This window comes from Lyngbya sp. PCC 8106 (genome assembly GCF_000169095.1).
Taxonomy (GTDB): domain Bacteria; phylum Cyanobacteriota; class Cyanobacteriia; order Cyanobacteriales; family Microcoleaceae; genus Capilliphycus.
Map to the genome: position 1 here is coordinate 1 of NZ_AAVU01000045.1, position 21911 is coordinate 21911.

The 21911-nt window shown below is 38.5% G+C and carries 27 protein-coding genes and 1 pseudogene; 17 read left to right on the top strand and 11 right to left on the bottom strand.

The window, feature by feature from the left end; all coding sequences use genetic code 11:
* Window positions 1-4 precede the first annotated feature (4 nt).
* Window positions 5-382: an IS200/IS605 family transposase gene (gene tnpA, locus L8106_RS23540; RefSeq protein ID WP_039897085.1), complete on the top strand. Its 378-nt coding sequence runs from the start codon at window positions 5-7 to the stop codon at window positions 380-382.
* 40 nt (window positions 383-422) lie between these two features.
* Here tnpA and L8106_RS30970 read toward each other — a convergent pair.
* Window positions 423-608, bottom strand: a pseudogene (locus tag L8106_RS30970) (2-amino-4-hydroxy-6-hydroxymethyldihydropteridine diphosphokinase); the annotation flags it as partial.
* Between the two features lie 319 nt (window positions 609-927).
* On the opposite strand from L8106_RS30970, the gene L8106_RS30975 reads away from it, so the two are divergent.
* From L8106_RS30975 to L8106_RS23575, 9 genes are all read left to right on the top strand, one after another.
* Complete coding sequence (locus L8106_RS30975; protein WP_009786991.1) at window positions 928-1179, top strand: TauD/TfdA family dioxygenase; 252 nt, start codon at window positions 928-930, stop codon at window positions 1177-1179.
* A gap of 97 nt (window positions 1180-1276) precedes the next feature.
* Window positions 1277-1996 (top strand): bifunctional dihydropteridine reductase/dihydrofolate reductase TmpR, encoded by a 720-nt coding sequence (gene tmpR / locus L8106_RS23545; RefSeq protein WP_009786992.1) that lies wholly within the window; start codon window positions 1277-1279, stop codon window positions 1994-1996.
* 72 nt (window positions 1997-2068) lie between these two features.
* Window positions 2069-2977 (top strand): dihydropteroate synthase, encoded by a 909-nt coding sequence (locus L8106_RS23550; protein ID WP_009786993.1) that lies wholly within the window; start codon window positions 2069-2071, stop codon window positions 2975-2977.
* A 72-nt stretch (window positions 2978-3049) separates the two neighbouring features.
* A complete protein-coding gene (locus tag L8106_RS23555; RefSeq protein WP_009786994.1) occupies window positions 3050-4186 on the top strand; it encodes a TauD/TfdA family dioxygenase in 1137 nt (378 codons plus the stop codon).
* 6 nt (window positions 4187-4192) lie between these two features.
* Entirely contained in the window at window positions 4193-4948 is a 756-nt protein-coding gene (locus tag L8106_RS23560; protein ID WP_009786995.1) for a CmcI family methyltransferase, read from the top strand.
* A 71-nt stretch (window positions 4949-5019) separates the two neighbouring features.
* Window positions 5020-5211: an SDR family NAD(P)-dependent oxidoreductase gene (locus L8106_RS33910; RefSeq protein WP_009786996.1), complete on the top strand. Its 192-nt coding sequence runs from the start codon at window positions 5020-5022 to the stop codon at window positions 5209-5211.
* A 29-nt stretch (window positions 5212-5240) separates the two neighbouring features.
* A complete protein-coding gene (locus L8106_RS33915) occupies window positions 5241-5534 on the top strand; it encodes an SDR family oxidoreductase (protein ID WP_232228561.1) in 294 nt (97 codons plus the stop codon).
* Window positions 5535-5663: 129 nt separating this feature from the next.
* The gene (queD, locus tag L8106_RS23570) at window positions 5664-6047 is read left to right on the top strand and encodes a 6-carboxytetrahydropterin synthase QueD (RefSeq protein WP_039897086.1); all 384 of its coding nucleotides are present in this window, start codon (window positions 5664-5666) and stop codon (window positions 6045-6047) included.
* Between the two features lie 42 nt (window positions 6048-6089).
* Window positions 6090-7049 carry an NAD(P)/FAD-dependent oxidoreductase gene (locus L8106_RS23575; protein ID WP_009786999.1) on the top strand — a complete coding sequence of 320 codons (960 nt, stop codon included), beginning with the start codon at window positions 6090-6092 and terminating at the stop codon, window positions 7047-7049.
* A gap of 5 nt (window positions 7050-7054) precedes the next feature.
* Here L8106_RS23575 and folK (L8106_RS23580) read toward each other — a convergent pair whose 3' ends face one another.
* Together folK (L8106_RS23580) and L8106_RS32535 are read right to left on the bottom strand one after the other, a co-directional pair.
* Entirely contained in the window at window positions 7055-7558 is a 504-nt protein-coding gene (gene folK / locus L8106_RS23580; protein WP_009787000.1) for a 2-amino-4-hydroxy-6-hydroxymethyldihydropteridine diphosphokinase, read from the bottom strand.
* A 55-nt stretch (window positions 7559-7613) separates the two neighbouring features.
* Complete coding sequence (locus tag L8106_RS32535) at window positions 7614-7754, bottom strand: hypothetical protein (RefSeq protein ID WP_198012993.1); 141 nt, start codon at window positions 7752-7754, stop codon at window positions 7614-7616.
* Window positions 7755-7821: 67 nt separating this feature from the next.
* Between L8106_RS32535 and L8106_RS30980 the strand changes: the two genes are divergently transcribed.
* From L8106_RS30980 to L8106_RS23595, 4 genes are all read left to right on the top strand, one after another.
* Window positions 7822-8073: a TauD/TfdA family dioxygenase gene (locus tag L8106_RS30980; RefSeq protein WP_009786991.1), complete on the top strand. Its 252-nt coding sequence runs from the start codon at window positions 7822-7824 to the stop codon at window positions 8071-8073.
* A 97-nt stretch (window positions 8074-8170) separates the two neighbouring features.
* Window positions 8171-8902 carry a bifunctional dihydropteridine reductase/dihydrofolate reductase TmpR gene (tmpR, locus tag L8106_RS23585; protein WP_009787002.1) on the top strand — a complete coding sequence of 244 codons (732 nt, stop codon included), beginning with the start codon at window positions 8171-8173 and terminating at the stop codon, window positions 8900-8902.
* A gap of 66 nt (window positions 8903-8968) precedes the next feature.
* The gene (locus L8106_RS23590) at window positions 8969-9856 is read left to right on the top strand and encodes a dihydropteroate synthase (RefSeq protein WP_009787003.1); all 888 of its coding nucleotides are present in this window, start codon (window positions 8969-8971) and stop codon (window positions 9854-9856) included.
* Window positions 9857-9867: 11 nt separating this feature from the next.
* Window positions 9868-11328: a hypothetical protein gene (locus L8106_RS23595; RefSeq protein WP_156803804.1), complete on the top strand. Its 1461-nt coding sequence runs from the start codon at window positions 9868-9870 to the stop codon at window positions 11326-11328.
* Here L8106_RS23595 and L8106_RS23600 read toward each other — a convergent pair.
* The 3 genes from L8106_RS23600 to folB form a co-directional block, all read right to left on the bottom strand.
* Window positions 11316-12320 (bottom strand): L-histidine N(alpha)-methyltransferase, encoded by a 1005-nt coding sequence (locus tag L8106_RS23600; RefSeq protein ID WP_009787005.1) that lies wholly within the window; start codon window positions 12318-12320, stop codon window positions 11316-11318. The genes L8106_RS23595 and L8106_RS23600 overlap by 13 nt on opposite strands.
* A gap of 63 nt (window positions 12321-12383) precedes the next feature.
* Window positions 12384-12875 (bottom strand): 2-amino-4-hydroxy-6-hydroxymethyldihydropteridine diphosphokinase, encoded by a 492-nt coding sequence (gene folK / locus L8106_RS23605; RefSeq protein ID WP_009787006.1) that lies wholly within the window; start codon window positions 12873-12875, stop codon window positions 12384-12386.
* Window positions 12876-12930: 55 nt separating this feature from the next.
* Window positions 12931-13293, bottom strand: a complete 363-nt coding sequence (gene folB, locus L8106_RS23610) for a dihydroneopterin aldolase (protein WP_009787007.1) — start codon at window positions 13291-13293, stop codon at window positions 12931-12933.
* Window positions 13294-13675: 382 nt separating this feature from the next.
* Here folB and L8106_RS23615 point away from each other — a divergent pair, with 382 nt between their 5' ends.
* Together L8106_RS23615 and L8106_RS23620 are read left to right on the top strand one after the other, a co-directional pair.
* On the top strand, window positions 13676-14074 hold the full coding sequence (locus L8106_RS23615) for a hypothetical protein (protein WP_009787008.1): 399 nt from the start codon (window positions 13676-13678) through the stop codon (window positions 14072-14074).
* A 96-nt stretch (window positions 14075-14170) separates the two neighbouring features.
* Entirely contained in the window at window positions 14171-14845 is a 675-nt protein-coding gene (locus tag L8106_RS23620) for an SDR family oxidoreductase (RefSeq protein WP_009787009.1), read from the top strand.
* A gap of 13 nt (window positions 14846-14858) precedes the next feature.
* Here the strand turns inward: L8106_RS23620 and L8106_RS23625 are convergent, their stop codons facing one another.
* Both L8106_RS23625 and L8106_RS23630 read right to left on the bottom strand, forming a co-directional pair.
* Window positions 14859-16241 (bottom strand): hypothetical protein, encoded by a 1383-nt coding sequence (locus L8106_RS23625; protein ID WP_009787010.1) that lies wholly within the window; start codon window positions 16239-16241, stop codon window positions 14859-14861.
* 278 nt (window positions 16242-16519) lie between these two features.
* Window positions 16520-17473, bottom strand: coding sequence for a threo-3-hydroxy-L-aspartate ammonia-lyase (locus tag L8106_RS23630; RefSeq protein ID WP_009787011.1), 954 nt, complete (start codon window positions 17471-17473; stop codon window positions 16520-16522).
* 140 nt (window positions 17474-17613) lie between these two features.
* Here L8106_RS23630 and L8106_RS23635 point away from each other — a divergent pair, with 140 nt between their 5' ends.
* Entirely contained in the window at window positions 17614-18174 is a 561-nt protein-coding gene (locus tag L8106_RS23635; protein WP_009787012.1) for a DUF411 domain-containing protein, read from the top strand.
* A gap of 114 nt (window positions 18175-18288) precedes the next feature.
* Here L8106_RS23635 and L8106_RS23640 read toward each other — a convergent pair whose 3' ends face one another.
* The 3 genes from L8106_RS23640 to L8106_RS29925 all read right to left on the bottom strand — a co-directional run bounded on the left by L8106_RS23640 (window position 18289) and on the right by L8106_RS29925 (window position 21440).
* Complete coding sequence (locus L8106_RS23640; protein WP_156803805.1) at window positions 18289-18522, bottom strand: hypothetical protein; 234 nt, start codon at window positions 18520-18522, stop codon at window positions 18289-18291.
* Window positions 18523-18976: 454 nt separating this feature from the next.
* On the bottom strand, window positions 18977-19408 hold the full coding sequence (locus tag L8106_RS23645; protein ID WP_009787014.1) for a hypothetical protein: 432 nt from the start codon (window positions 19406-19408) through the stop codon (window positions 18977-18979).
* Window positions 19409-19643: 235 nt separating this feature from the next.
* The gene (locus tag L8106_RS29925) at window positions 19644-21440 is read right to left on the bottom strand and encodes an ATP-binding protein (RefSeq protein ID WP_009787015.1); all 1797 of its coding nucleotides are present in this window, start codon (window positions 21438-21440) and stop codon (window positions 19644-19646) included.
* Window positions 21441-21911 lie beyond the last annotated feature (471 nt).

The window sequence follows — 21911 nt, forward strand, 5'->3', positions numbered from 1 at the left end:
CCGCATAAATCCACACTCGGTAACACTACTCAACTACCATTTTGTCTTCTGTCCAAAGAGGAGAAAGAAAGTATTGGTAGGAGAAGTGGCAATGAGACTTCAAGATATAATCTTTGAGCTTTGTGTGGAAAACAACTGGAGATTAATAGCCTTAGAAGTTATGCCTGACCATGTTCATTTATTTCTAGAGGTTGACCCAACTTTTTCGCCCTCAACAATAATAAAGAGAATTAAAGGAAGAGCCTCACATCATTTAAGAAAAGAATATCCACATCTACTCAAATTACCGACTCTTTGGACTCCCAGTTATTTCTGTGCGACGACCGGGAATGCTTCAACTGAAACCATTAAAAAGTACATCGAAAATCAGAAAGGAAAGTAATGGCAGATTAAAATCTGCCGCGTCGCTATTCGTCCATATCTTAAAAGACATGGCTAACTTTCTCCCGCATTATTTCAAGGTTTAGCTGAACTTCCAAAATGGCACAGCCATTAAGATAATCTGGTTGTGAGGGTCCAACTGGGGCGGTTTTGTACCAGCTAGAATGGGATTTGACGGTAATGCCGGAAGTTTGGTCAATCGTTTTCAAGGCATTTTCTAGGGTAGCATGAGAGTCACCCTAGAAAATGCCAAGGGCGATCACACTCATTGTCGGTTTTGTGGTTATCATGTTTGCAGCGTTATAGACGGTAGCCCTATAAAAATTATGGCTCTCCTCAACATTAAGCGGCTTCAGTTTTGGAGCGAGTCATGTCGATCGCCACCTGACCTCTAAAACCTGGAATCGGTGGCCATTTAGTCACCCGCGATCGCACTCATTGTCGGTGTCGAGAATGGCATCAATAATCGCGGTATTCAACCGTTCGATGCAAGATATTAGCAGGTGGGTGAGGCTCTAGCAAAATTGGGATATACCTTTTGACAAAATGGAAAAATTTTATGAAGCTTATAGTCAATTCTTCCGTTATTTGAAAAGCCCTGATTATCAATATCATTTCCGTTCAGAAGCAGGAAATTGCCGGATGGTGCAAAACTTCCGAGTGCTACATGGTAGAACAGCTTTTGACGCTAATTCTGGGCCTCGACATTTAGAGTCTTCTTATGTTGCTTGGGATTACTTTACAGCACGAGAAAATTTTCGGCAGTTTCAACATTTGTACTTGAATAGGAGTTGCTAGAGGTTTGCCACAGTATTACCCTTAAGACTTTGAGATTTTAACTCAAGTTCGTGTTAAATTGAAATTTACTTGTGGTTAAATCTAGTTCTTAAAAACAATGATCAAAAAAGCACTCGTAACAGGTTCCGCAAGTGGAATAGGTAGGGCGATCGCTCTTGACTTAGCGGTCAAAGGATTTGATGTAGCATTTCACTATAACCACAGTGCAGAAGCAGCTAACCAAGCAAGTCAACAAGCAGCTACCCACGGAATAAAATCTATTGCTCTACAAGCAGATGTTACCAAACCAGAGCAAGCTCAGTCTCTAGTAGAAAATGCAGCCGAAAAACTCGGAGGTTTGTCGGTAGTAGTTAATAACGTGGGTAACTATTTGGAAAAACCGACCAGCGAAATATCTGTTGAGGAGTGGCATCAAATGCTTGACTCTAACCTCAATGCCACTTTCTATGTGACTCAAGCAACAATTCCTTACTTCAAAGCAGCAGGTTGGGGACGTATTGTTAACTTGGCCTTCGCCAGTGCCCAACATACGATAGCAGGTGAGGTAGAGACAGCCTATAGAATTGCAAAAACTGGTATTATCATCTATACTAAATCATTGGCTAAGGAGTTGATTTTAGACAATATTACTGCTAATGTAGTTTCTCCCGGAGTTGCAGAAAATTCTGTTGGTTTAGAGGAAACGATCCCGATTCTGCCAGCTAAACGGCCTGCTACTGTACAAGATATTAGCAATGCAGTTTGTTTTTTTATAAGTCCTGAAGCTGACTACATCACAGGACAAGTAATGGAAGTAGCAGGAGGATGGCGGTTGTAGGGTCTGAGTTATCAAATCTCTACAAAGTGAAACAATGTAGCCAAAGTTAATACACCACAGGAGTTAAAAAAAATGCTTACTCTCGCAGATATTTACGAAATATATGACAAACACAAAGATGACTACGATGTACAAGTAGAAGAGTTTACTATCGGAAATAAAAAGTTTAACTTTAATACTCAAACAGCACTTTTAGGCATAATCAATCTTTCCACTGATTCTTGGTGGAATCACTCTATCTGTTATAATGCCGAACAAGCAATTCGTCGTGGTAAAGTTCTCACAGCTCAAGGTGCAGATATTATTGATATTGGTGCAGAAGCAAGTTCCAAAAACACACAGAGAGCTGATGAATTTAAACAAACAAGTTCGCTTTTGCCAGTAATAGAAACTCTCAGTCAAGAAAAGATATTAACTTCCATTGAAACTTATTACCCTGAAGTTGCAAGAGAATGTTTGAAAAATGGTGCAAATGTCATCAATTATACTGGCACTGAGAATAGCAAAGAAATGTATCGAGTAGTAGCTGATTATGATGCAGCTATCATTATCTGTTACCTCCAAGGAAATAAAGATGCTAGAGATGTTGGAGAATTTGACTTTGAGTCAGCAAAAGATCCTATGGATGTATTCTACGATTTTTTTGCCAGGGAAATAGAAACGGCAACTAAGCTAGGAGTCAAGAAAATTTTTATCGATCCTGCTGTAGGGATTGGATATTCAAATTTCTATTACCAATATAAAAATGTATCAAATCGGATCGGGTATCAAGTTAGAACTCTATTAAATGCTTTTCGTCTGAGAAAATTAGGATTTCCAGTTTTTCTATCAGCTCCTAGTGCTTTAGAAATTTTTGGAGAAGAAGTTAGAAGTTCTCAAGTAGTCGCAGCAGTTTTTGCAGCATTAGGAAAAGTCGATATCATTAGAACCCATGAAGTTTCTAAAGTTAAAGCTGTCTTAGAAACTATGAGTTTGATTTGAATCAAAAAATGCTCTGAAGTTTATCCCAAAAGCGAATTTTCGGCAATTTAAACATTTGTACTTGAGTTAGTTATGAGTCCTCAATTAACACAAAATATCGTAGCAGGCGATCGCTCTGTAACAGTAAATGGCAAACGTTTCCACTATATCTGGTTGCGGGATAATTGTCTGAGTCCTAAATATTACCATCCTACTTCTTTTCAGAAAATGTATGACATTTCTGAGGTGACTGCAACTCCAAAACCTCTGAATATAGAATTAACAGATGAAAAATTGATCGTTGACTGGGATGAAGACCCACCCCATCGCAGCATCTTTCCTATCTCTTGGTTAATGAGTCATGCTTATGATGGAGACCAGGGCCTAAAACCCTCCAGAGAGAAGATTTTATGGGATAAAGCTTGGGTAGATATACATCTCCCAAAATGGATTAATGCTCAGTCTGGAGATAGCCAAACTTGGAGAAATCAGCTTTTGACATTAGGCTTTACTATAGTCAAAAACTTACCTGATGAAGACCTAGATAATTTTATCTCTGATATTGGACCTGCTCACTATCTAGGCAAATATGGACGATACTCTCCAGTCAAAGCCATTCCAAACGCTCAAGATTTATCCCTATCTGCGGAGGGTAACGAGTTATCGCCTCATACTGATATTACCTTTATGTCTACACCTCCTTTAGTCCAACTGTTATATTGTGTAGAAAATTTGGCTACTGGAGGAGAGTCGGTATTGGTAGATGGGTTTAAAGTTGCCAGAGATTTTCAACAGCATCACCCTCAATACTTTGAAATTTTAACCAAAGTGCCAGTTAAATTCGAGCAGTTTTACCAAGAATGGGAATATTATGTATCTCGAACAACTCCTATAATTGAACTAGAGCAAGATGGTTTAGTTAGTGGAATATATTTTTCCCACAAAAACTTTAGTTCCCAACTTCCATTTGACCAAGTAGAAGAATTTTATGAAGCATATAAAACATTCTTTTTATACCTCAAAAATCCGGCTTATCAATATTGGTTTCGTCTGGAGCCAGGAGATTGTTTATTAGTAGAAAATTTTCGAGTATTACATGGCAGAAAAGCATTTAATCCAAATTCTGGAATGAGACATTTAGAAGTAGCATATATGGATTTGCAATATTTTGTCGGACGAGAAGATTTTCATCGTTTAAAGCATTTGTATCAATCTATTTCAGGAGGTTAATTGAAAATGAGTTACCAAGATATTGTTAAACAAGCAAAGCATAAACAAGAACCTATGCAGGAAAATAGGTTTGTTAAAATTTCTGAGCGAGAAGATAAAAGCGATATTCCTTTTTTAGCTTGGCCACCGCTATTAAATAATAGTTATTTACAAACCTGGAAAGGAATTATTTTAAATAAAGGAGTAACAGAAATTGCTCTTTATCCAATGTTATTTTATGAACTTCAACCAAAGACAATTATTGAAATTGGTGCTTTGAATGGAGGTGGAGCGATTTGGATGGCTGACATTTTAAATATGTTTGGCATAGATGCTTCTATTTATTCGGTTGATATCGATATATCTTTGGTAGATGAAAAAGCAAAAGCAGATTCTAGGGTACATTTTTTACAGGGTGACTGTAATAAAATAGGAGAAGTCTTCTCACCTGAAACTTTGGCTCAGTTTCCTCATCCTTGGTTGATTATAGAAGATGCTCATGTTAATCTAGTTGCTGTGGTAGATTATTTTCATAATAACGGTCTTAAAACAGGTGATTATTTAATAGTTGAAGACACTAATAAATATATGTGGGAAGTATGGGCTGATAATTGGGATTCTCAGGAAAATCAGGAAGAAATGGAGAAAGGTCCACAGAAAATGGATGAATTAAGAAGCTGGTTACAAAACCATGAGAAGGAATATTTGATCGATAGTTACTATCAAGATATGTATGGTTATAACGGCTCAAAAAATTGGAATTCTATTCTGAAAAAATTCTAGAAAAATCTTTTTAAGATAGTCTTGACTGGTGATTATATCTAGTTCTTAAAGACTATGCTAAAAAAGCACTTGTGACAGGTTCAGCAGTGGGAATAGGTAGGGCGCGCGCTCTCGACTTAGCTAGCAAAGGATTTGATGTGGCATTTCACTATAATCGTAGTGCAGAAGCAGCTAACCAAGCAAGTCAGGAAGCAACTACTTACGGAGTCAAAGCGAGCGCCCTTCAAGCAGATATTACTAAACCGGAACAGGCTAGAATATAGTTAATTTTGCTTGCGCTAACGCTCAAAATGTGGTATCACGGCGAACTAATACAGCTTATATAATTGCCAAAACTGGTATGATCATCTATACTAAGTCATTAGCTCTTGAACTAATTAAAGAGAAAATTACTGTTAATGTAGTATCGCCTGGAGTCGCAGAAAATTCTTGGGATTTAGAAGAAATGATTTCTAAATTACCTGCCAAACGACCAGCAACTTTGCTAGAAATTAATCATGCAGTTGGGTTTTTTATCAACCCTAATTCTGATTATATTACAGGGCAAATTTTGGAATTTTCTGGTGGTTGCAGTTTGTGGTTATAATTTTTTATCCCGATTTTTGACAATATTGACAATATATATTATTGATTATTTGAACAGCAAATAAAAATGACATCAAATCAGGAGGAAATACCCAAAATTAAAAGAGCTGAATCTAACTCAGAAACTTGGATGATAGGCAAAGAATTTAGATTTGAAGCTTCCCACCAATTACCTAATCACGATGGTAAATGTGCGAGATTGCACGGTCATTCTTGGCGGGGAGTTATATATGTTTCTGGGAATAAATTGATAGATGCTGGTGCAAAACAGGGTATGATTATGGATTATGAAGATATTAAAAAATATCTGAAACCCCTGCTTGATGATTATTTAGACCACTATCACTTAAATGAAACTACAGGTTTAAATAATCCTACCAGTGAAGCGATCGCTAAATGGATTTATGAACAACTAGAAGATAAAATTCCCGGACTTGTAGCAGTTAGAATTGATGAAACTTGTACTAGCCAATGTGTTTATTCAAAAGGAACAAGTCATGTCTTCTTACTCTAAAACAAAAAGTATTAAAACCACAGTAAAAGGAGATTTAACTAAATGAATAAAGTTGTTACCGTGATTGGTGGCGGGCCTGCTGGTATGTCCTGCGCTCTGTGGTTAAAAAACCTCAGATTTCTGCCCATTATCATTGAAAAAAACAAACAACTTGGAGGTGGGCAAACCATTAGTCCATTTCACAATACATGGTATTTGGGAATGCCCGGACACACTGGAATGGAATTAGCCAAACAATTTACTCGACATATTGAACTAGAAGTTATCCCTACCCTATTTGATTCTAAGTTAAAAAGTATTACAAGTGGAGAAAATTTTCAGATTTCCACTGAGACAAATCAAATTACAGCAAAGTCTATAGTTATTGCTACAGGTCAAAGATATAAAGGATATGAAACCATAGCATCACTTCCGGGAAGTGACGAATTATTATTGTCACCAAATGTATGTTTTAATCCTGGTGGTACTCCTATAGTTCATGGACAAAAAGTTGCTGTTGTAGGAGGTGGTGACAATGGACTAGGAACAGCAAGAATACTTGCAGATACTGCTCAACATCTTCACCTGTTTATTCGCTCAGAAATGAAAGGATTTACTATGAATGAAAAAGGTGTTTTTCAACAAATTGAATCTGGTAAAATAACTCTGCACAAACCAGCAGTTATCCAGAGATTTAAAGTACAAGGAGATAATATTCAGATTATTTTTAAAGAAGGAAACAAACCGGAGCAAGAATTAGTAGTAAACTATGTTTGTTTTCGGCTGGGGTTTGCTCCAAATGTAGAGGAGATAGTTAAACTATTTGATCGAGGAGAAGTCGGTTGTTTGGAACTTACCGAAGGTGGGTATATTGCCACTGATAGATTTCTGCGGACATCAATTCCCCAGGTTTACGCTGCTGGAGATGTGACAAATTATAGAGACCCATGTGTTGTAACCGCAGTAGCTCAGGGAGCAATTGCAGCACGAAGTGTGGAAGAAGATTTGCGATCAGATGATTAGTTTGATTAGTTCCGATTGATAGATAAAGTCACTCCAGAACTGTCTACTTTTTCCACCAGTTGAGAAATTACCTTCCCAGAAACGGGTTCGACCCAATCTGGAGCAATTTCCGCTAGTGGAACTAAAACAAATGCTCTTTCGGTCATCCGGGGGTGCGGGATTTGCAATTTGGGAGTTTCTAGAATTAAATCGCCAAATAATAGTACATCTAAATCTAAGGTTCGCGCACCCCAACGTTCTTGACGGACTCGACCAAATTTGTCTTCAATTGCTAGTAAAGTTGTTAGTAATTCTTGGGGGGTAAGCTGAACTTCTAAGACAGCACAGCCATTCAGATAATCCGGTTGTGATGGGCCGATGGGTGCCGTTTTGTACCAACTAGAATAGGTTTTGACAGTAATGCCGGGAGTTTGGTCAATCGTTTTTAGGGTATTTTCTAGGGTAGCACGAGAGTCACCCAAGTTACTGCCAAGAGCGATCGCACTTATTGTCTGTTTTATGGTTGTCATTGTTTCAGGGTTATAGACTATAGAATCTCTGTAAAAATTCTGACAATTCTCAAAATTAAGAGTTTTGTTTTTCTCGAATCATTTCGATCGCCACATTACCTCTAAAACCGGGAATCGGTGGCCATTTAATCAGCCGCGATCGCACTTTTTGCACCATTTCCATGTCGAGAATGGCATCAATAATCGCCGTATTCAAGCGTTCGATGCAAGATATTAGCAGGTGGGTGAGGCTCTAGCAAAATTGGGATATACCTTTTGACAAAATGGAAAAATTTTATGAAGCTTATAGTCAATTCTTCCGTTATTTGAAAAGCCCTGATTATCAATATCATTTCCGTTCAGAAGCAGGAAATTGCCGGATGGTGCAAAACTTCCGAGTGCTACATGGTAGAACAGCTTTTGACGCTAATTCTGGGCCTCGACATTTAGAGTCTTCTTATGTTGCTTGGGATTACTTTACAGCACGAGAAAATTTTCGGCAGTTTCAACATTTGTACTTGAATAGGAGTTGCTAGAGGTTTGCCACAGTATTACCTTTAAGACTTTGAGATTTTAACTCAAGTTCGTGTTAAATTGAAATTTACTTGTGGTTAAATCTAGTTCTTAAAAACAATGATCAAAAAAGCACTCGTAACAGGTTCAGCAAGTGGAATAGGAAGAGCGATCGCTCTCGATCTAGCCAGTAAAGGATTTGATGTGGCATTTCACTATAATCGCAGTGACGATGCCGCTAAACAAGCTTGTCAAGAAGCCATGACTCAAGGGGTAAAATCTGTTGCTTTACAAGCAGATGTTACCAAACCAGAGCAAGCTCAGTCTCTAGTAGAAAAAGCAGCGGAAAAACTGGGAGGTTTATCCGTTGTGGTGAATAATGTGGGCAATTACTTAGGGAAACCTACGAGTCAAATTTCCGCAGATGAGTGGATCGGAGTCATTGATTCCAATCTGAATTCTACTTTTTATGTGACGCAAATGGCAATTCCTTACCTCAAGGCAGCCGGTTGGGGACGCATCGTTAATTTTGCTTGCGCTAGTGCTCACAATTTAATTGCTCGTAACACCAATACAGCTTATATTGTGGCGAAAACTGGTATCATCATATATACTAAGTCTCTAGCTAAAGAACTGGTGAAGGACAAAATTACTGTCAATGTATTGTCTCCAGGAATTGCAGAAAATTCATTTGAATATGACGAAGATTCAAATGAACCCCTGCCGCAATTACCCGCAAAACGTCCGGCAACTTTGTCAGAAATTGCCCATGCGACTTGGTTTTTTATCAGCCCCGAGGCTAATTACATTACCGGACAAGTCTTAGAAGTATCCGGAGGCTGGAATTTATAACCAGTTCGGGCAACCAATTAAATTTTATTCACTTTTTATTCACTTCGATATACCAACTATTTCAATATGCTCAACCTCGAATATCTCTACGAACTTCACGAACAATACCAGGATGCCTTAAACGCTAAAGTTGCAGAATTTACGATAGGCGATCGGGAGTTTCACTTTAATTCCCAACCCGCAATTTTAGGGGTTGTGAATCTTTCTAGTGATTCTTGGTATCGAGAAAGTGTCTGTTTAAGTGCCGAACAAGCGATTCGACGCGGTATTACCTTAAAAGCTCAAGGGGCTGATTTTGTAGATATTGGCGCTGAATCGAGTTTACACAATGCCGAGCGAGTGGAAGACGTTCGACAAAAAAGTAAAATTTTGCCGGTGCTTGAAGCGCTCAACCAAGAAGGGGTTTTAACTTCGATTGAAACCTATTATCCCGAAGTTGCAAGAGAATGTTTGCGAGTTGGCGCGAATATTATCAATTTAACTGGAAGCCAAGATAACAAAGAAATTTACCAAGCGGTCGCTGAGTTTGATGCCGGAGTCATTATTTGTTATGTTCAAGGCAATAATGTCAGGGAAGTTGGTGAGTTTAATTTTGGGGAAGATCCCACCAACCTGATGTACGATTATTTTGCTCAAGAAATAGAGATGGCCACGAAATTAGGGGTCAGAAAAATTTTTGTAGATGCAGGACTGGGTTTTTATTACAAAAATCTTCAAGATAGTTCAGTCCGCATTCGCTATCAAATGAAAACTTTTTTAAAGACTTTTCGTCTGAGAAAGTTAGGTTTTCCCGTTTGCCATGCTCTTCCCCATGCTTTTGAATGTTTTGGGGAAGAAGTCAGAAGTGCTGAACCGTTTTTTGCGGTGTTAGCTGCTTTGGGCAAAACTGACTTGTTTAGAACCCATGAGGTGCCTAAAATTAAGGCGGTTTTAGACACTCTGAGTTTATTCTAAAGAAACAAATAATGACTTCAAGCTTTTCAGACTTCAAGAGTCGATATCATGAGTCTCGGATAGAGTATATGGCCAAAGGAAAGTCACCCACTTGCTCGGTCATCTCTTCCGAAACCCCTTATTGGCAAGGCTCTAGACTTATTTTTCCCTTTGCGATCGACAGATGGAAACATTTCTATCAAATTGACTTTCCAGTGGAATTTAAAAATACCCATCAATCCCATCCATTTGTATTAGTTGGGATGGCTATGGCTGAAATCTATCGCCTTTGTGAAATATGCACTCCTGAAACGGTGGAAGTTTTTTGGTATAGTTGTCTCTCGTGGGAATCAGATTGGTGGAATGAGGACATTTACTGGTATCTCCAGCAAAAGTTTTATCTGGAAAAATGGGATTGGGATAGAATGCCTCGAATAGAGTTTTCCCCAAGTTCCTCCCCAAGTTCCTCCCCAAGTTCCTCCCCAAGTTCCTCCCCAAGTTCCTCCCCAAGTTCCATAGAGAATTACTGGTCTCCATCAGTTAGGGATTCTTATCTTCTGGCAGTTAGTGGAGGTAAAGAAAGTACCTTTGCTTTTGAGTGGATGCAGAGAGCTAACCTACCCGGGGAAACTTTTACTCTACATCATGCAGGGGGCATACTAGGAGACAATTGGCAGCAAAAGTTTCCAGTATTCGATCGCATCAGAGAGCGATCGCACCTTTGGGAAATACTTACTCACCCCAAAGAAGAAGCCGCCGAACATTTTGGTTACGAGGGCGTTCGCAACGATCCCACAATTACTAATGCTTTGTTCGCGATGATGGCGATCGCGGCACAACAGGGACATAAGTTTCTGGTTTTGGCAAATGATAAAAGCTCCAATGAATCTAACGCTACCTATCAAGGACGTAGCGTTAATCACCAAAGTGCTAAAGGGACTGCTTACGTTGAACGTTTTAACAATTTTTTGGAGCGCAAAGGTTTACCATTTCGATATGTTAGCATCTGCCAAGAAGTTTACTCTATAGCGACAGTTCAACAGCTATCCATTTGGAACAAAAATATCCTGAATGACCTTACTTCATGTAATGAAGCACAGTGGGCTCCAGATTCCTCTCGGTGGTGTTGTGACTGTCCAAAGTGCGCTTTTTCCTTTGCATTAATCGAAGCTGCAACAGATGATAATTTTGCTATTCAGGTGGTAGGAAAAGACTTATTCAGCCTCCAAAAACTTGAGGAATTATGGACTCGTCTGTTTGACTCAAACGCTGAGAAACCATTTGAATGCGTTGGGGAAAAGCGTGAAACTTTGATGGCCTTAGCCAAATGTAAAGAACAGCGTCTCAAGAAGGGTAAATCTTTAGGTGTTCTTGCTGCTATTCCCGATGTTAAGTTCGATCGCTCTCTGCTGAGTATATCAGCCCCGACAAACATTCCCCAAACACACAGACAGAAACTAGATTCAGTCTTGACAAACCCTCAAACTTTTTGACAGAGATAAACCCCTTCCTCTTGACTTGCTGGTTCCCAGTAAGCTAAAACGTTAATTCCATAACTTTTGAGCATTTCTTGGATCGTAGGAGTCGTATAACGATAGGAGAAAAATAAGCGGATTCTTTCCCCGCTTTTCCACTCGATGAGTCGATCTTCTAATTTGAGACTCACATCTTTTTTTAAGTTAAAATAAGCAGCAATTCTTTGAAACTGCTTATTTTGACTATCCGCTTCTATCTGAAATTGAATCGTTCCATCTTCTCGTTCAACTCCAGCATCGAGTAAAACAGTAATTAACCACTCTTTGGTTAATTCGTTGTCATATTGAGGCAGCACTTTTTGAATGCCTTGGAGATAGTCGGAACCTGGGGCTAAGTTAGCACTAAAAAGCAATAAATCTCCCGCAGCCAAAAAATTGCTTAAAATTGGCAAAATTTCATCAGGAGAAAAGTTAGGAATCATCCCAAAAAAGGTAATAATATTCCTTTGATTTGGGGCTCGATCGTTAATAATCGATATTAGATCGTTAGACTGAAGTAAATCACAAACAAAGGGTTGTACGGGTAAGTTAGCAAAAGCTGATCTTACTTTTTGAGCGGAAATTATCGCCAGAGATAAGCTAACATCAACGGGATAATAGGTTAAGACTTTGTTAGGCTTAAATATATGGGAAACCAAGAGTTTGTCTTTTTCTCCTCCCCCACAACCTAAGCCGATTAAATTTAATTTTAAGTTTAAGTTTGAAGGGTCGCTATCTAAGATTTCTGCGGTTTTTTGAAAACACTGGGCATAGGCATCAATGCAGTTTTCATCTTGTCTAGTGGGAGAAAATTTTTCGTGAATTTTTAACCACTTTTGGCTTTGCTTGACGCTGGTGTAATGAAATTTGTGGTTAATTTTTTTTAAGGCAAAGCTGGCTAAGTAATCTTGGTAAACGCGATCGGGAAATTGACTAGGATGCACGAATACTTGTTCAATTTTTTCTAGCATAGAGTCATCCATTTACTTAATTAATATGTAGGGAAGGATTGAAAAATTAAATCAGTCGAAAAATTAACTCAACTTTACCCCAGAACTGTCTACTTTTTCCACCAGTTGAGAAATTACCTTCCCAGAAACGGGTTCGACCCAATCTGGAGCAATTTCCGCTAGTGGAACTAAAACAAATGCTCTTTCGGTCATCCGGGGGTGCGGGATTTGCAATTTGGGAGTTTCTAGAATTAAATCGCCAAATAATAGTACATCTAAATCTAAGGTTCGCGCACCCCAACGTTCTTGACGGACTCGACCAAATTTGTCTTCAATTGCTAGTAAAGTTGTTAGTAATTCTTGGGGGGTAAGCTGAACTTCTAAGACAGCACAGCCATTCAGATAATCCGGTTGTGATGGGCCGATGGGTGCCGTTTTGTACCAACTAGAATAGGTTTTGAGAGTAATGCCGGGAGTTTGGTCAATCGTTTTTAGGGCATCTTCTAGGGTAGCACGAGAGTCACCCAAGTTACTGCCAAGAGCGATCGCACTTATTGTCTGTTTTATGGTTGTCATTGTTTCAGGGTTATAGACTATAGAATCTCTGTAAAAATTCTGACAATTCTCAAAATTAAGAGTTTTGTTTTTCTCGAATCATTTCGATCGCCACATTACCTCTAAAACCGGGAATCGGTGGCCATTTAATCACCCGCGATCGCACTTTTTGTACCATTTCCATGTCAAGAATGGCATCAATAATCGCCGTATTCAAGCGTTCGATCATCTTATATTTAGAAGTTTCAATTAGTTGGCGGACTCGTTCCACCACTTCTGCATAATTTAAGGTATCTTCCAGGCGATCGCTTTGGCCCACGACTGATAAATCCAACCACAGAGTCAAATCCACTTCAAACCATTGACCCAGTACCTGCTCTTCAGGGAAATATCCCACATATCCGTAATAGCGCAACCCCGTAATTTCAATCGCGTCCATTTTTTTCAGGTTACTCCGTAATGCCTCAGTACGCCAGCCTGAAGCATTATACCCTGAAACGATTCCCCAACCCCTTCAAAAAAGTTCATCGTCTGCCGCCTCGATCTGCGATCGCTTCCCCTGGTAATATTGGAGTTTAGACTAAAACTTGAACACTTATTCAATTTCTGACATTTGATTTTAAAGTCAATAAATAGTCTAAACTCCAGTGATAAAATACTACTTTAAATCTCAATTTTTGAATTTGGATTTAAAAAACAACTATCCCCTGTTACTGACGCAGGGGAAAATAATGTAATATCATGTTAAAGTCCGCTGTTGTGTGACCGCACTATCTAAAACATCTAATCCTGTAAATTTGACTTTAGGGAGTTCAATACTTATGTATGAAATATCTGATCCACCTTACGTTATTTTAGTTGTGGGTTTATTTGCAGGAATTACTTCTTGTACTGCTTTTATTACGACTCTCAAACAACTCTTAAAAGAGTGGTCTAGCAGTCGTTCAACTCGGATTTTAGCCAATTTGCGGGGGTTTCAATTGTTGCTTCCGTTTTGTGGAATTGCGGTTGGAATTTGCCTGTTTTTAGCGTCTTGTTTACAGGTTTTCACCTTCTCAGCATTCTTTTCTTACTCTTTTTCAATTCCGTTAACAGTATTGATGGCGGGGTTAGTTTGGTATCAGTTGACTCGGTTACTCATTCAACTCGAACAAAAAGGCACGAAAGGAATAGACCTAGATGATCTGAGTTTAGGAAAGATGATTCCTCAGAAAGACTAATTATAATAAATATTTCCTGAGTAACGGATAGGGGGCAATTCATCCATTGCCCTATTAAACTGATCATGTCAATACATTTAATTGGAGTCAAAAACGATGAATTCTCAATCTTCTATTTTTCTCGCAGGCGCTAGCCGAGGTGTGGGTCGAGAAATTGCGAAATGTCTACGTGAACAAGGTAAAATAGTCAAGGCTTTATTGCGATCGCCTGATACAAAACCCGAGTTAGAAGCAATGGGAATAGAAGTGGTCATGGGAGACGCCCTCGATGCCGAAGCAGTCAAACAAGCGATGTCTGGTTCACCTATTTCTGCTGTTATTAGTACCATTGGTGGTTTACCAAAAGATGGCGAACGGGCTGATTATTTGGGGAATAAAAACTTAATTGATGCAGCAGTTCAAGTGGATACCCAAAAGTTTATTTTAGTGTCTTCTATCGGTTCGGGTAACAGTCGCGTTGCTTTACCCCCTCAAGCGTTGGAAACCCTGGGGGCGGTGTTAGTCGAAAAAGAAAAAGCTGAACAACATTTAATCGATAGCGGTCTTAATTATACCATTATTCGTCCGGGTGGATTAAAGTCAGAACCCGCTACTGGAAACGGTATTTTAACCGAAAATTATAGCGTTTCTGGAAGCATTAATCGCGCAGATGTTGCCCAGTTAGCCTGTCGCTGTTTGCAGTCTCCTGCGGCGAATAACAAGGTATTATCTGCATTGGATAACCAAATGGTTTGGAGTCAGACTGAGTTTGATATTCTCCATTTAGACTAAGGGAAAATCAGGGTTATTCTTTCGCCTGGTTTTGAGCTAAACGAGCATATTCGAGATTTTTCTGATATTGTACAACCCGTTCTTGTGCAGCTTTGTAGTTAACATCATCGGGTTGTACTTGTTTCATATAATCTATGGCATTTTGCCATTGTATCGCCACAAATTCCCATTCCGGTTTAGATTTTGCAGTTTGAACTAATAACGAAGCATTCGTTGCATTTTCTATGCCTTTCTTAAAGCTTATATCTGGAATTTCAGGTGTTACAACTTCAGCATTTTCAGGTTTAAATTCAGGTGATTTTACAGCTTCTACGCCTTTATTTTTTGCTAAAACCTCTGACGATTCTGATATTGAAAAAGGGCTTTCAATATTAGAAAATGCACCATAAATATAATTCCAATTTGTTGCAGTTGTATAAATCAAAACCGTTGACATAAAAGAGAAACAGACTAAAGCAATAAACTTGATCACCTTTTTTGCTGAAACTCTTGTCCGAATCAGATACTCTAGTTGATACAGATACAAACCTGACGTTATCCAAACAATAGTAGCTAGAACTTCCAGACTCGCTAAATAATTTTGAATGCGATCATGACAATTTTTATCTTCAAATAAAAGTTCTGTTTGACAACTTCCCCAGGGAATAAAAGGTAAAATAACTAAAAACACAGTCAAAACGGATAATATTAAAACAATCGGAGTATAGATTCCTTGCCATAAATTTAGAGGGGTTGGCAACCATTGAAAGGATTTTAGTGATGACTTCCTGAATGAAATTTGACCGAGATAAGATATAATTTGATAAACACAAGAAAGAACTATTATCGATCCTAAAAAACCAATTATTAAAGCTTGTAATAGAGGGAACGGATCATCAGAAACGACAGATACAGTTCCCCCAATAACAACACCCCAAAATGCAAAAATTCTCACTACAATTACTAACCATAATATTAATACTATCATCCGAAGCCATGAACTCGGATAAGGAAACCAAGCAGGCCATTTGAATTTTTGGAAATCAGAAGGTTCAGGTTCAGATTGGTGTGTTTCTAGTTCTTTTGTTAAATCAATACGTTCCTTGCAAGGTTTTTTGGGATCTTTTTGGATTTTGGGTTCAACGATAACATATTCAATATATTCTATCTTTAATAGCTTTAAAACATCATAAATATGTTTTTTAGATAAATAACTTAGGGGAAATAGAGAAGATTCTACTTTAAGATTTAGATAGTTATTTTGAACAGTAGCAGTGTCTTCTATGAAAGTAGAGATATTTTCTGATTGACTTGAGAAACGATTTAAAAGCATTACAATTGCTTTCGGATTTCCTTGTTTAGCAAGTTGAAGTAAGCGTTGCTTTACTTTTTGAGGATTTGTATCAGTTGAATTCATAATATTAATCTCCCTGAAATTTAAAAATAAATAAGTTTAACTGAACAATTGTTACTTAAGTTAACGATGTAACAACTTTCTTTGATTGAAACTCACTCATTCAAATAATAGCAAGGATGAAAACAGATAACCTCAGTAATTGTACGGAACTTTAGCCGTAATTATCTAAAAATAAAGCTACCCAATATAGTCTCTATCTCCGTAAATACTCGGAAACTGATAGAATCACTTAAAAATATATCTCAATCTCAATAAAGTTGATTCACTTCTTTGAAAACTTAAAAAAGTTGACTGATCTGTTTTAAATCCACATTTCCACCACTAATTACAACCCCAATTCGAGAACCCGGCGCTTTGATAATCCCTTGAAGTAATGCAGCAGCAGCCAACGCCCCAGTTGGTTCGATCACTAACTTCATTCGTTCCCAAACAAAGAACATCGTTTGAATAATATCTTTCTCTGAAACCGTGACCATCTGATCAACATTTTGCAAGATTAACGGAAAAGTTAACTTCCCTAAATAAGACGTTCTTGCCCCATCTGCTATAGTTTTGGGATTCTCTATTTTCTGTAATATTTTAGTTTTAAAAGAACGGGTTGCATCATCTGCATTTTCCGGTTCAACCCCAATAATTTGACAATTTGGCGCAAGCTGGCGAGTCGCAATTGCACAACCGGAAAGTAAACCCCCACCGCCACAACAAACGAGTAAAATATCCAGTGTTCCCACTTCTTCTAAAAATTCAAACGCTGTTGTTCCTTGTCCAGCAATAATATCCCGATGATCATAAGGAGGTATAATAGTACAATCTCGTTCAGTAGCGATTTGTTGACATAAAATTTCTCGGGCAACTTCCGCACGTTCATAGAGAATAATTTCCGCCCCATAACCCTGTGTTGCTGCTTGCTTGACAACGGGGGCATCAGACGGCATAATAATCGTTGTGGGAATGCCTAAAATCTGACCAGAACGAGCGATCGCTTGGGCGTGATTTCCCGAAGAAAACGTTAACACACCCCGAGATTTTTCTTCCTCAGAAAGTTGAGACAAAGCGTTAAAAGCACCCCGAAACTTAAACGAACCCGTCCGTTGAAAATTCTCACATTTAAAAAAGACTTCCGCCCCAGTTAATTGATTAACCGTTCGAGAAGTAACAACCGGAGTTCGGTAAGCATATCCTTGAAGACGTTGTGTTGCTTTTTGAACCTCTGCAAAAACAGGTAAATTCATGATCAAATCCTAATTCTAAACTCTAAATTATTAAACCAAAATTCGATCAGGTTACTTTTCCAGTTAGGATTTTACAAGCTATTCTAGAGAAAGAATACCTAAGAAACTAAAATTCATCATTTTTGAGGTTCCAGAAAATTATGTCTACTCAACCTCCAAAAAATTGGCTTCAACAACATCTTCGTTCTCTCGTAGCTGGCGTTGCCGGAACCGCTATCATTGCAGGTATAACCGTTGCAGTGTGGAGTCAATCAGCCAATCAGGGGGTCAGTTCTTCTCCAGCGACAAATCCTGCTCAAACTATAGCATCCTCTGCGCTTCCCCTCAATATTACCGTGCATCGCAGTCCAACCTGTGGATGCTGCAAAGCCTGGGTCCAACACCTCGAAGCCAATGGCTTTCAAACCACCGATATCGTCACAGAAGACGTGACTGCGGTTAAACAGGAATACGGAGTACCCAATGAGTTAACCTCTTGTCATACTGCGGTAATTGACGGATATGCTATCGAGGGTCATGTCCCTGCTGCTGATATTAAGCGTTTGTTGGTGGAAAAACCTCAAATCTCCGGTTTGGCTGTCCCCCAAATGCCAATCGGTTCACCGGGAATGGAATCGGGTAATATTAAAGAACCTTTTGCAGTGTTGTCTTTTCGTCCCGATGGCCGTGTGAAAACATTTAATGAATATCAATCTTATTAATAAAATTTTTAGGTTGATTTTTTTGCGGGGAGAATTAATGATCAGAAGCAAGAAAACCGATAAGGCACACCGAGAGGGATGAGGGAAAAGCATATTCGGTGTTGAGTGCAGATTTTATCGAAAGGGGGGTTGAGTTGTGTATTCTTCTCGACCACAATGAAACAAAATTATTGGGGGATTTTCCTCCTGAGAAACATCTGGCTTTAGTAAAGCGTCCTGAATGCAGTGGGGTTTGGCCTGTTCTCCCCAAAAACCTAATTCTTGTGCCATTACCTTAGATGTGGTTAGGCTGAGTAGGGTTACACTGGTGAGAAAAAAGCCTAACTTTAATCGATTGAGTTGCATCATTGACCTCCTGTTTTTTGCCGTGAATATCAATCACGAATCCTGAACGATAGTACACTTTCACTCGCAACAGCAACTCCCGACCAAAGCTGATAAACTTTGGTATAAAGAGAGTTTAAACAACGGAGAAGTTGAAGCTTATGCGAGTGATTTCTCTATCTTCAAGATAACATTTGAGTTCTGAGTTATCCGGAATATTTACAGAGTCCTTACAATAAACAAGCGATTGTATTGAGGGGGTTTTAAACTCGGAGTATAGACGAGATGAGGAGATAGTAATCAGTATTTACTACTATTTCTAACTTTTTGTCTCTTGTCTTCTAACTTCTGCCTTCAAGACTGGACTCACCATCAACCCTAACAATTTTTTATTGAGAATAAAAAAAACTTAAAAAATAAGGTTTGTTAGTCAATATTAATCATTACTCTCTGGAAATTTTGCAATGCTAATTTAATTTTACTGAATATTTTTCAGAAAATTTCGTTCATTAGGATCGAGTGAATCAGGATTTTTAGCAGATTTTGCTCGTTCAGACTGCTGTTTTAATCGGTTACTGGCCTGTTCTCTTGCTTGTTCAATGACTTGTTTTCTTGGTTCAGTTTTTCCGATAAAATCTTTTGTCTTATCTAACCCTTTATAGATTTTATCCGCAGCAATTTCAGCTTGATTAGCACTTGTTTCTAAATCTAATTCTTGCTCTTGTTGAGACGGATTATTAACGTCATTAACGTGATAGTAATCTGCCTCTGGGGTGAGAGAAGCTGCCAAAACTGTCGCTGAATTTAAACCATTCAAGCTTGATAATAAAAGCCCAAATATTGCGATTAAACCGAATACCTTTAGTAACCGAAATTTCATCACTTGAAGATAAGAAAATAAACGTTTCATTATCATCTCCTAACCTTATTTATAATTTCACTTACTTAATAATCCTAGAAGAAAATAGATTAGCTTGCCATCTGTCGAAGGTAGAGTTATCCCCCAATACATTTTTATCAATTGTTCTAAAAGAATGATCTCTATCAATTTTGACAAAAAAATCCCCTCAAGTAAGTCAGCTTAACGAAGCTGACAACTCTCGGAGTGAACTAGGAATATTTGTTTCTAGAGAGCCGATAAAATGTCAACCCGCGCGATATTGAACAACTTTTTCGACTTGAGCATTCAGACGAACCGTAAACATAGAACCTTGACCCAATTCACTAGAAACCGTGATATCACCTCCCATCATTTTACAGAGATGGCGACAAATCGTTAATCCGAGTCCAGTTCCCCCGTGTCGGCGACAGAGTGAATCATCGGCTTGAGTAAAAGCTTCAAACAAGCAGTGTTGGTGTTCAGTAGAAATCCCAATTCCAGTATCGATCAGACAGAATTCTATCCAATCACCTTGGCGACGAATGGTAAGCTGAATTTGTCCGTCTTCTGTGAATTTTAGAGCATTTTCTAATAAGTGATGTAGGATTTTTTGCAATTTGCCGAGATCAGTGTGCATGAGTCCTAAATCTCGCCCATAGTGAATTTTGAGTTGATTACGATTTTTATCAGCAATAGAGACGAGGCTTTTGACAACTCCCTTAATAACATTAACCGGATCAAAAATGTCTAGATTTAATGACATCTGTCCGGTTTCGATGCGAACTAAGTCTAGAATACTATCAATGACATGAAGTAGGCGATACCCTTCTTTACGGATGATTTGAACATCTTCGAGACAGTTTAGTTGTCCCTGTTCGAGAACTTCTTCGCAGAGAAGATCACTATAGCCAATAATCGCGTGAATGGGAGTGCGTAATTCATGGCTAATATTGGCAAGAAAAGTTCTTTTTGCTCCGAGCGCTACTTGAGCGGTATTTTGAGCTTCTTTTAAGGCGTATTCTAATTTTTGGAATTCAGCAGTTTGCGATCGCAGTTTTTGACAGGTTTTTTGAAGTTGGGCGGTTTGTTGATCGAATTGAGTCTGGAGTTTTTCGTTTTGAGTCGAGAGTTGTTTTTCCGAGTGTTGACTTCTGGAACGATCTAAAGCTAAACTAACTAAGTTGGCTAGACTTTCAAGAAAAGATTGTTCTTCGTCTGTCCATTCAGTCGTTAAATTTGTCCGTTCGACTCTGAGAAATCCAATTTTATATTGAGCCTGTTTAATGGGAATATCTAATACATTGAGAGGTTTTGAAAGATCAACATTTGGCAAGTTGGAAAAAAACAGATAATCTTCTGTGGGCTGAAGATTTTCCCCCGTCCATTCTAGGGAAGATTTCTCTAAATAATTCTGTTTGTAGGAAGTTATTGCATTGGGTTTTAGGAGAGTAAAATAGCAGTGAGCGACTTGTTCAGAACTATTTATTTTTAGCTTATTTGTGGAATTTACATTGATATTTAAGGGGTATTGGAAATGGGGAGTCAGTTGAGTCTGAGGAGTTAACCACAGGCTGATGCGTTTAACAGATTCTAGAGTCTGGACTGCGGTTTCAGTAATTTTTTGAATGATATTATGGAGATTATTTGGGTTGTGATTGTATTGACGGAGCAGATGTTCTAAGGCTAAAATTCGACGATGGGATTGTTCATTTGTCAAAGGGCGAGTGAATTGAGCAGATACGTCTAGACGACTATTGTCAAAAAAATTGATTGTAGTTTGCTCAAGTGAATCGTTTTGCGTTAGGGGTTTAGCCGATAAATTATCGTCGATTTTTTCTAATATTTGATTGCTAAAGAGGTTAATGGTTACATCAACTTGTCCAATTTCCCACTCGAGATCGGGGGGTTCTAGCTTCACGGAAACGGGATGAAACTGACTCATTGTTTCGAGCCAATTTTTCAAGGTTGTATTTTCACGTCTTAGGTGTTCGATTTCTTGATACAAAGAATGATTAACATCCCAGGAAAATTCTTCATTTGATTGGATTGGATTCAGCATCATGGCAAGGCTTATCTATCTAGTTTTTAGGTTCGATTGTTTGAGGATAGTCGAACTCAGTGGTTTGTTTATAAATAGATACACCCTACTGATTCTCTAACTGTATAATCAGAACTCTCAACATTGTGAGTCAGTTCAAATGAAGAAAGATTCTGGATATTTTATAAGTCCAAGCTATAAAAAAGAAGATTCAAAATTCAGGAGAAAAAACAGACTTTTCTTTTGGGAAATGTCTAACTGATTGCTCAGGTGAGATCTCATCGCGTTTTGTCTCCTCTCTAATCGATTTTTGGGTTCCATGAGCCTGATTGACTCAGGTCAACTTTTTTTGCTTAGGGTTTGGAGGAATTAACCGAGTAGATGCGTGATTTTATCTAAGATTGTAACCGATATTAACTTTTTTCAGAATAAATACAGTTGAGTTGTTGCTAAACTCTGTGATTTTGTTTTTGAGCTGATTTGTCATCCCATGAG

Coding starts and splice junctions, on each gene's coding strand:
- L8106_RS30980 (WP_009786991.1), top strand. CDS start 7,822: ATGGAAAAATTTTATGAAGCTTATAGTCAATTCTTCCGTTATTTGAAA.
- L8106_RS23550 (WP_009786993.1), top strand. CDS start 2,069: ATGCTTACTCTCGCAGATATTTACGAAATATATGACAAACACAAAGAT.
- L8106_RS23575 (WP_009786999.1), top strand. CDS start 6,090: ATGAATAAAGTTGTTACCGTGATTGGTGGCGGGCCTGCTGGTATGTCC.
- L8106_RS30975 (WP_009786991.1), top strand. CDS start 928: ATGGAAAAATTTTATGAAGCTTATAGTCAATTCTTCCGTTATTTGAAA.
- L8106_RS23560 (WP_009786995.1), top strand. CDS start 4,193: ATGAGTTACCAAGATATTGTTAAACAAGCAAAGCATAAACAAGAACCT.
- L8106_RS23635 (WP_009787012.1), top strand. CDS start 17,614: ATGTCTACTCAACCTCCAAAAAATTGGCTTCAACAACATCTTCGTTCT.
- L8106_RS23625 (WP_009787010.1), bottom strand. CDS start 16,241: ATGAATTCAACTGATACAAATCCTCAAAAAGTAAAGCAACGCTTACTT.
- L8106_RS23590 (WP_009787003.1), top strand. CDS start 8,969: ATGCTCAACCTCGAATATCTCTACGAACTTCACGAACAATACCAGGAT.
- L8106_RS23645 (WP_009787014.1), bottom strand. CDS start 19,408: ATGAAACGTTTATTTTCTTATCTTCAAGTGATGAAATTTCGGTTACTA.
- L8106_RS23630 (WP_009787011.1), bottom strand. CDS start 17,473: ATGAATTTACCTGTTTTTGCAGAGGTTCAAAAAGCAACACAACGTCTT.
- L8106_RS23595 (WP_156803804.1), top strand. CDS start 9,868: ATGACTTCAAGCTTTTCAGACTTCAAGAGTCGATATCATGAGTCTCGG.
- tmpR (WP_009786992.1), top strand. CDS start 1,277: ATGATCAAAAAAGCACTCGTAACAGGTTCCGCAAGTGGAATAGGTAGG.
- L8106_RS29925 (WP_009787015.1), bottom strand. CDS start 21,440: ATGATGCTGAATCCAATCCAATCAAATGAAGAATTTTCCTGGGATGTT.
- queD (WP_039897086.1), top strand. CDS start 5,664: ATGATAGGCAAAGAATTTAGATTTGAAGCTTCCCACCAATTACCTAAT.
- folK (WP_009787000.1), bottom strand. CDS start 7,558: ATGACAACCATAAAACAGACAATAAGTGCGATCGCTCTTGGCAGTAAC.
- L8106_RS23615 (WP_009787008.1), top strand. CDS start 13,676: ATGTATGAAATATCTGATCCACCTTACGTTATTTTAGTTGTGGGTTTA.
- L8106_RS23620 (WP_009787009.1), top strand. CDS start 14,171: ATGAATTCTCAATCTTCTATTTTTCTCGCAGGCGCTAGCCGAGGTGTG.
- L8106_RS23600 (WP_009787005.1), bottom strand. CDS start 12,320: ATGCTAGAAAAAATTGAACAAGTATTCGTGCATCCTAGTCAATTTCCC.
- folK (WP_009787006.1), bottom strand. CDS start 12,875: ATGACAACCATAAAACAGACAATAAGTGCGATCGCTCTTGGCAGTAAC.
- L8106_RS23555 (WP_009786994.1), top strand. CDS start 3,050: ATGAGTCCTCAATTAACACAAAATATCGTAGCAGGCGATCGCTCTGTA.
- tmpR (WP_009787002.1), top strand. CDS start 8,171: ATGATCAAAAAAGCACTCGTAACAGGTTCAGCAAGTGGAATAGGAAGA.
- L8106_RS23640 (WP_156803805.1), bottom strand. CDS start 18,522: ATGATGCAACTCAATCGATTAAAGTTAGGCTTTTTTCTCACCAGTGTA.
- folB (WP_009787007.1), bottom strand. CDS start 13,293: ATGGACGCGATTGAAATTACGGGGTTGCGCTATTACGGATATGTGGGA.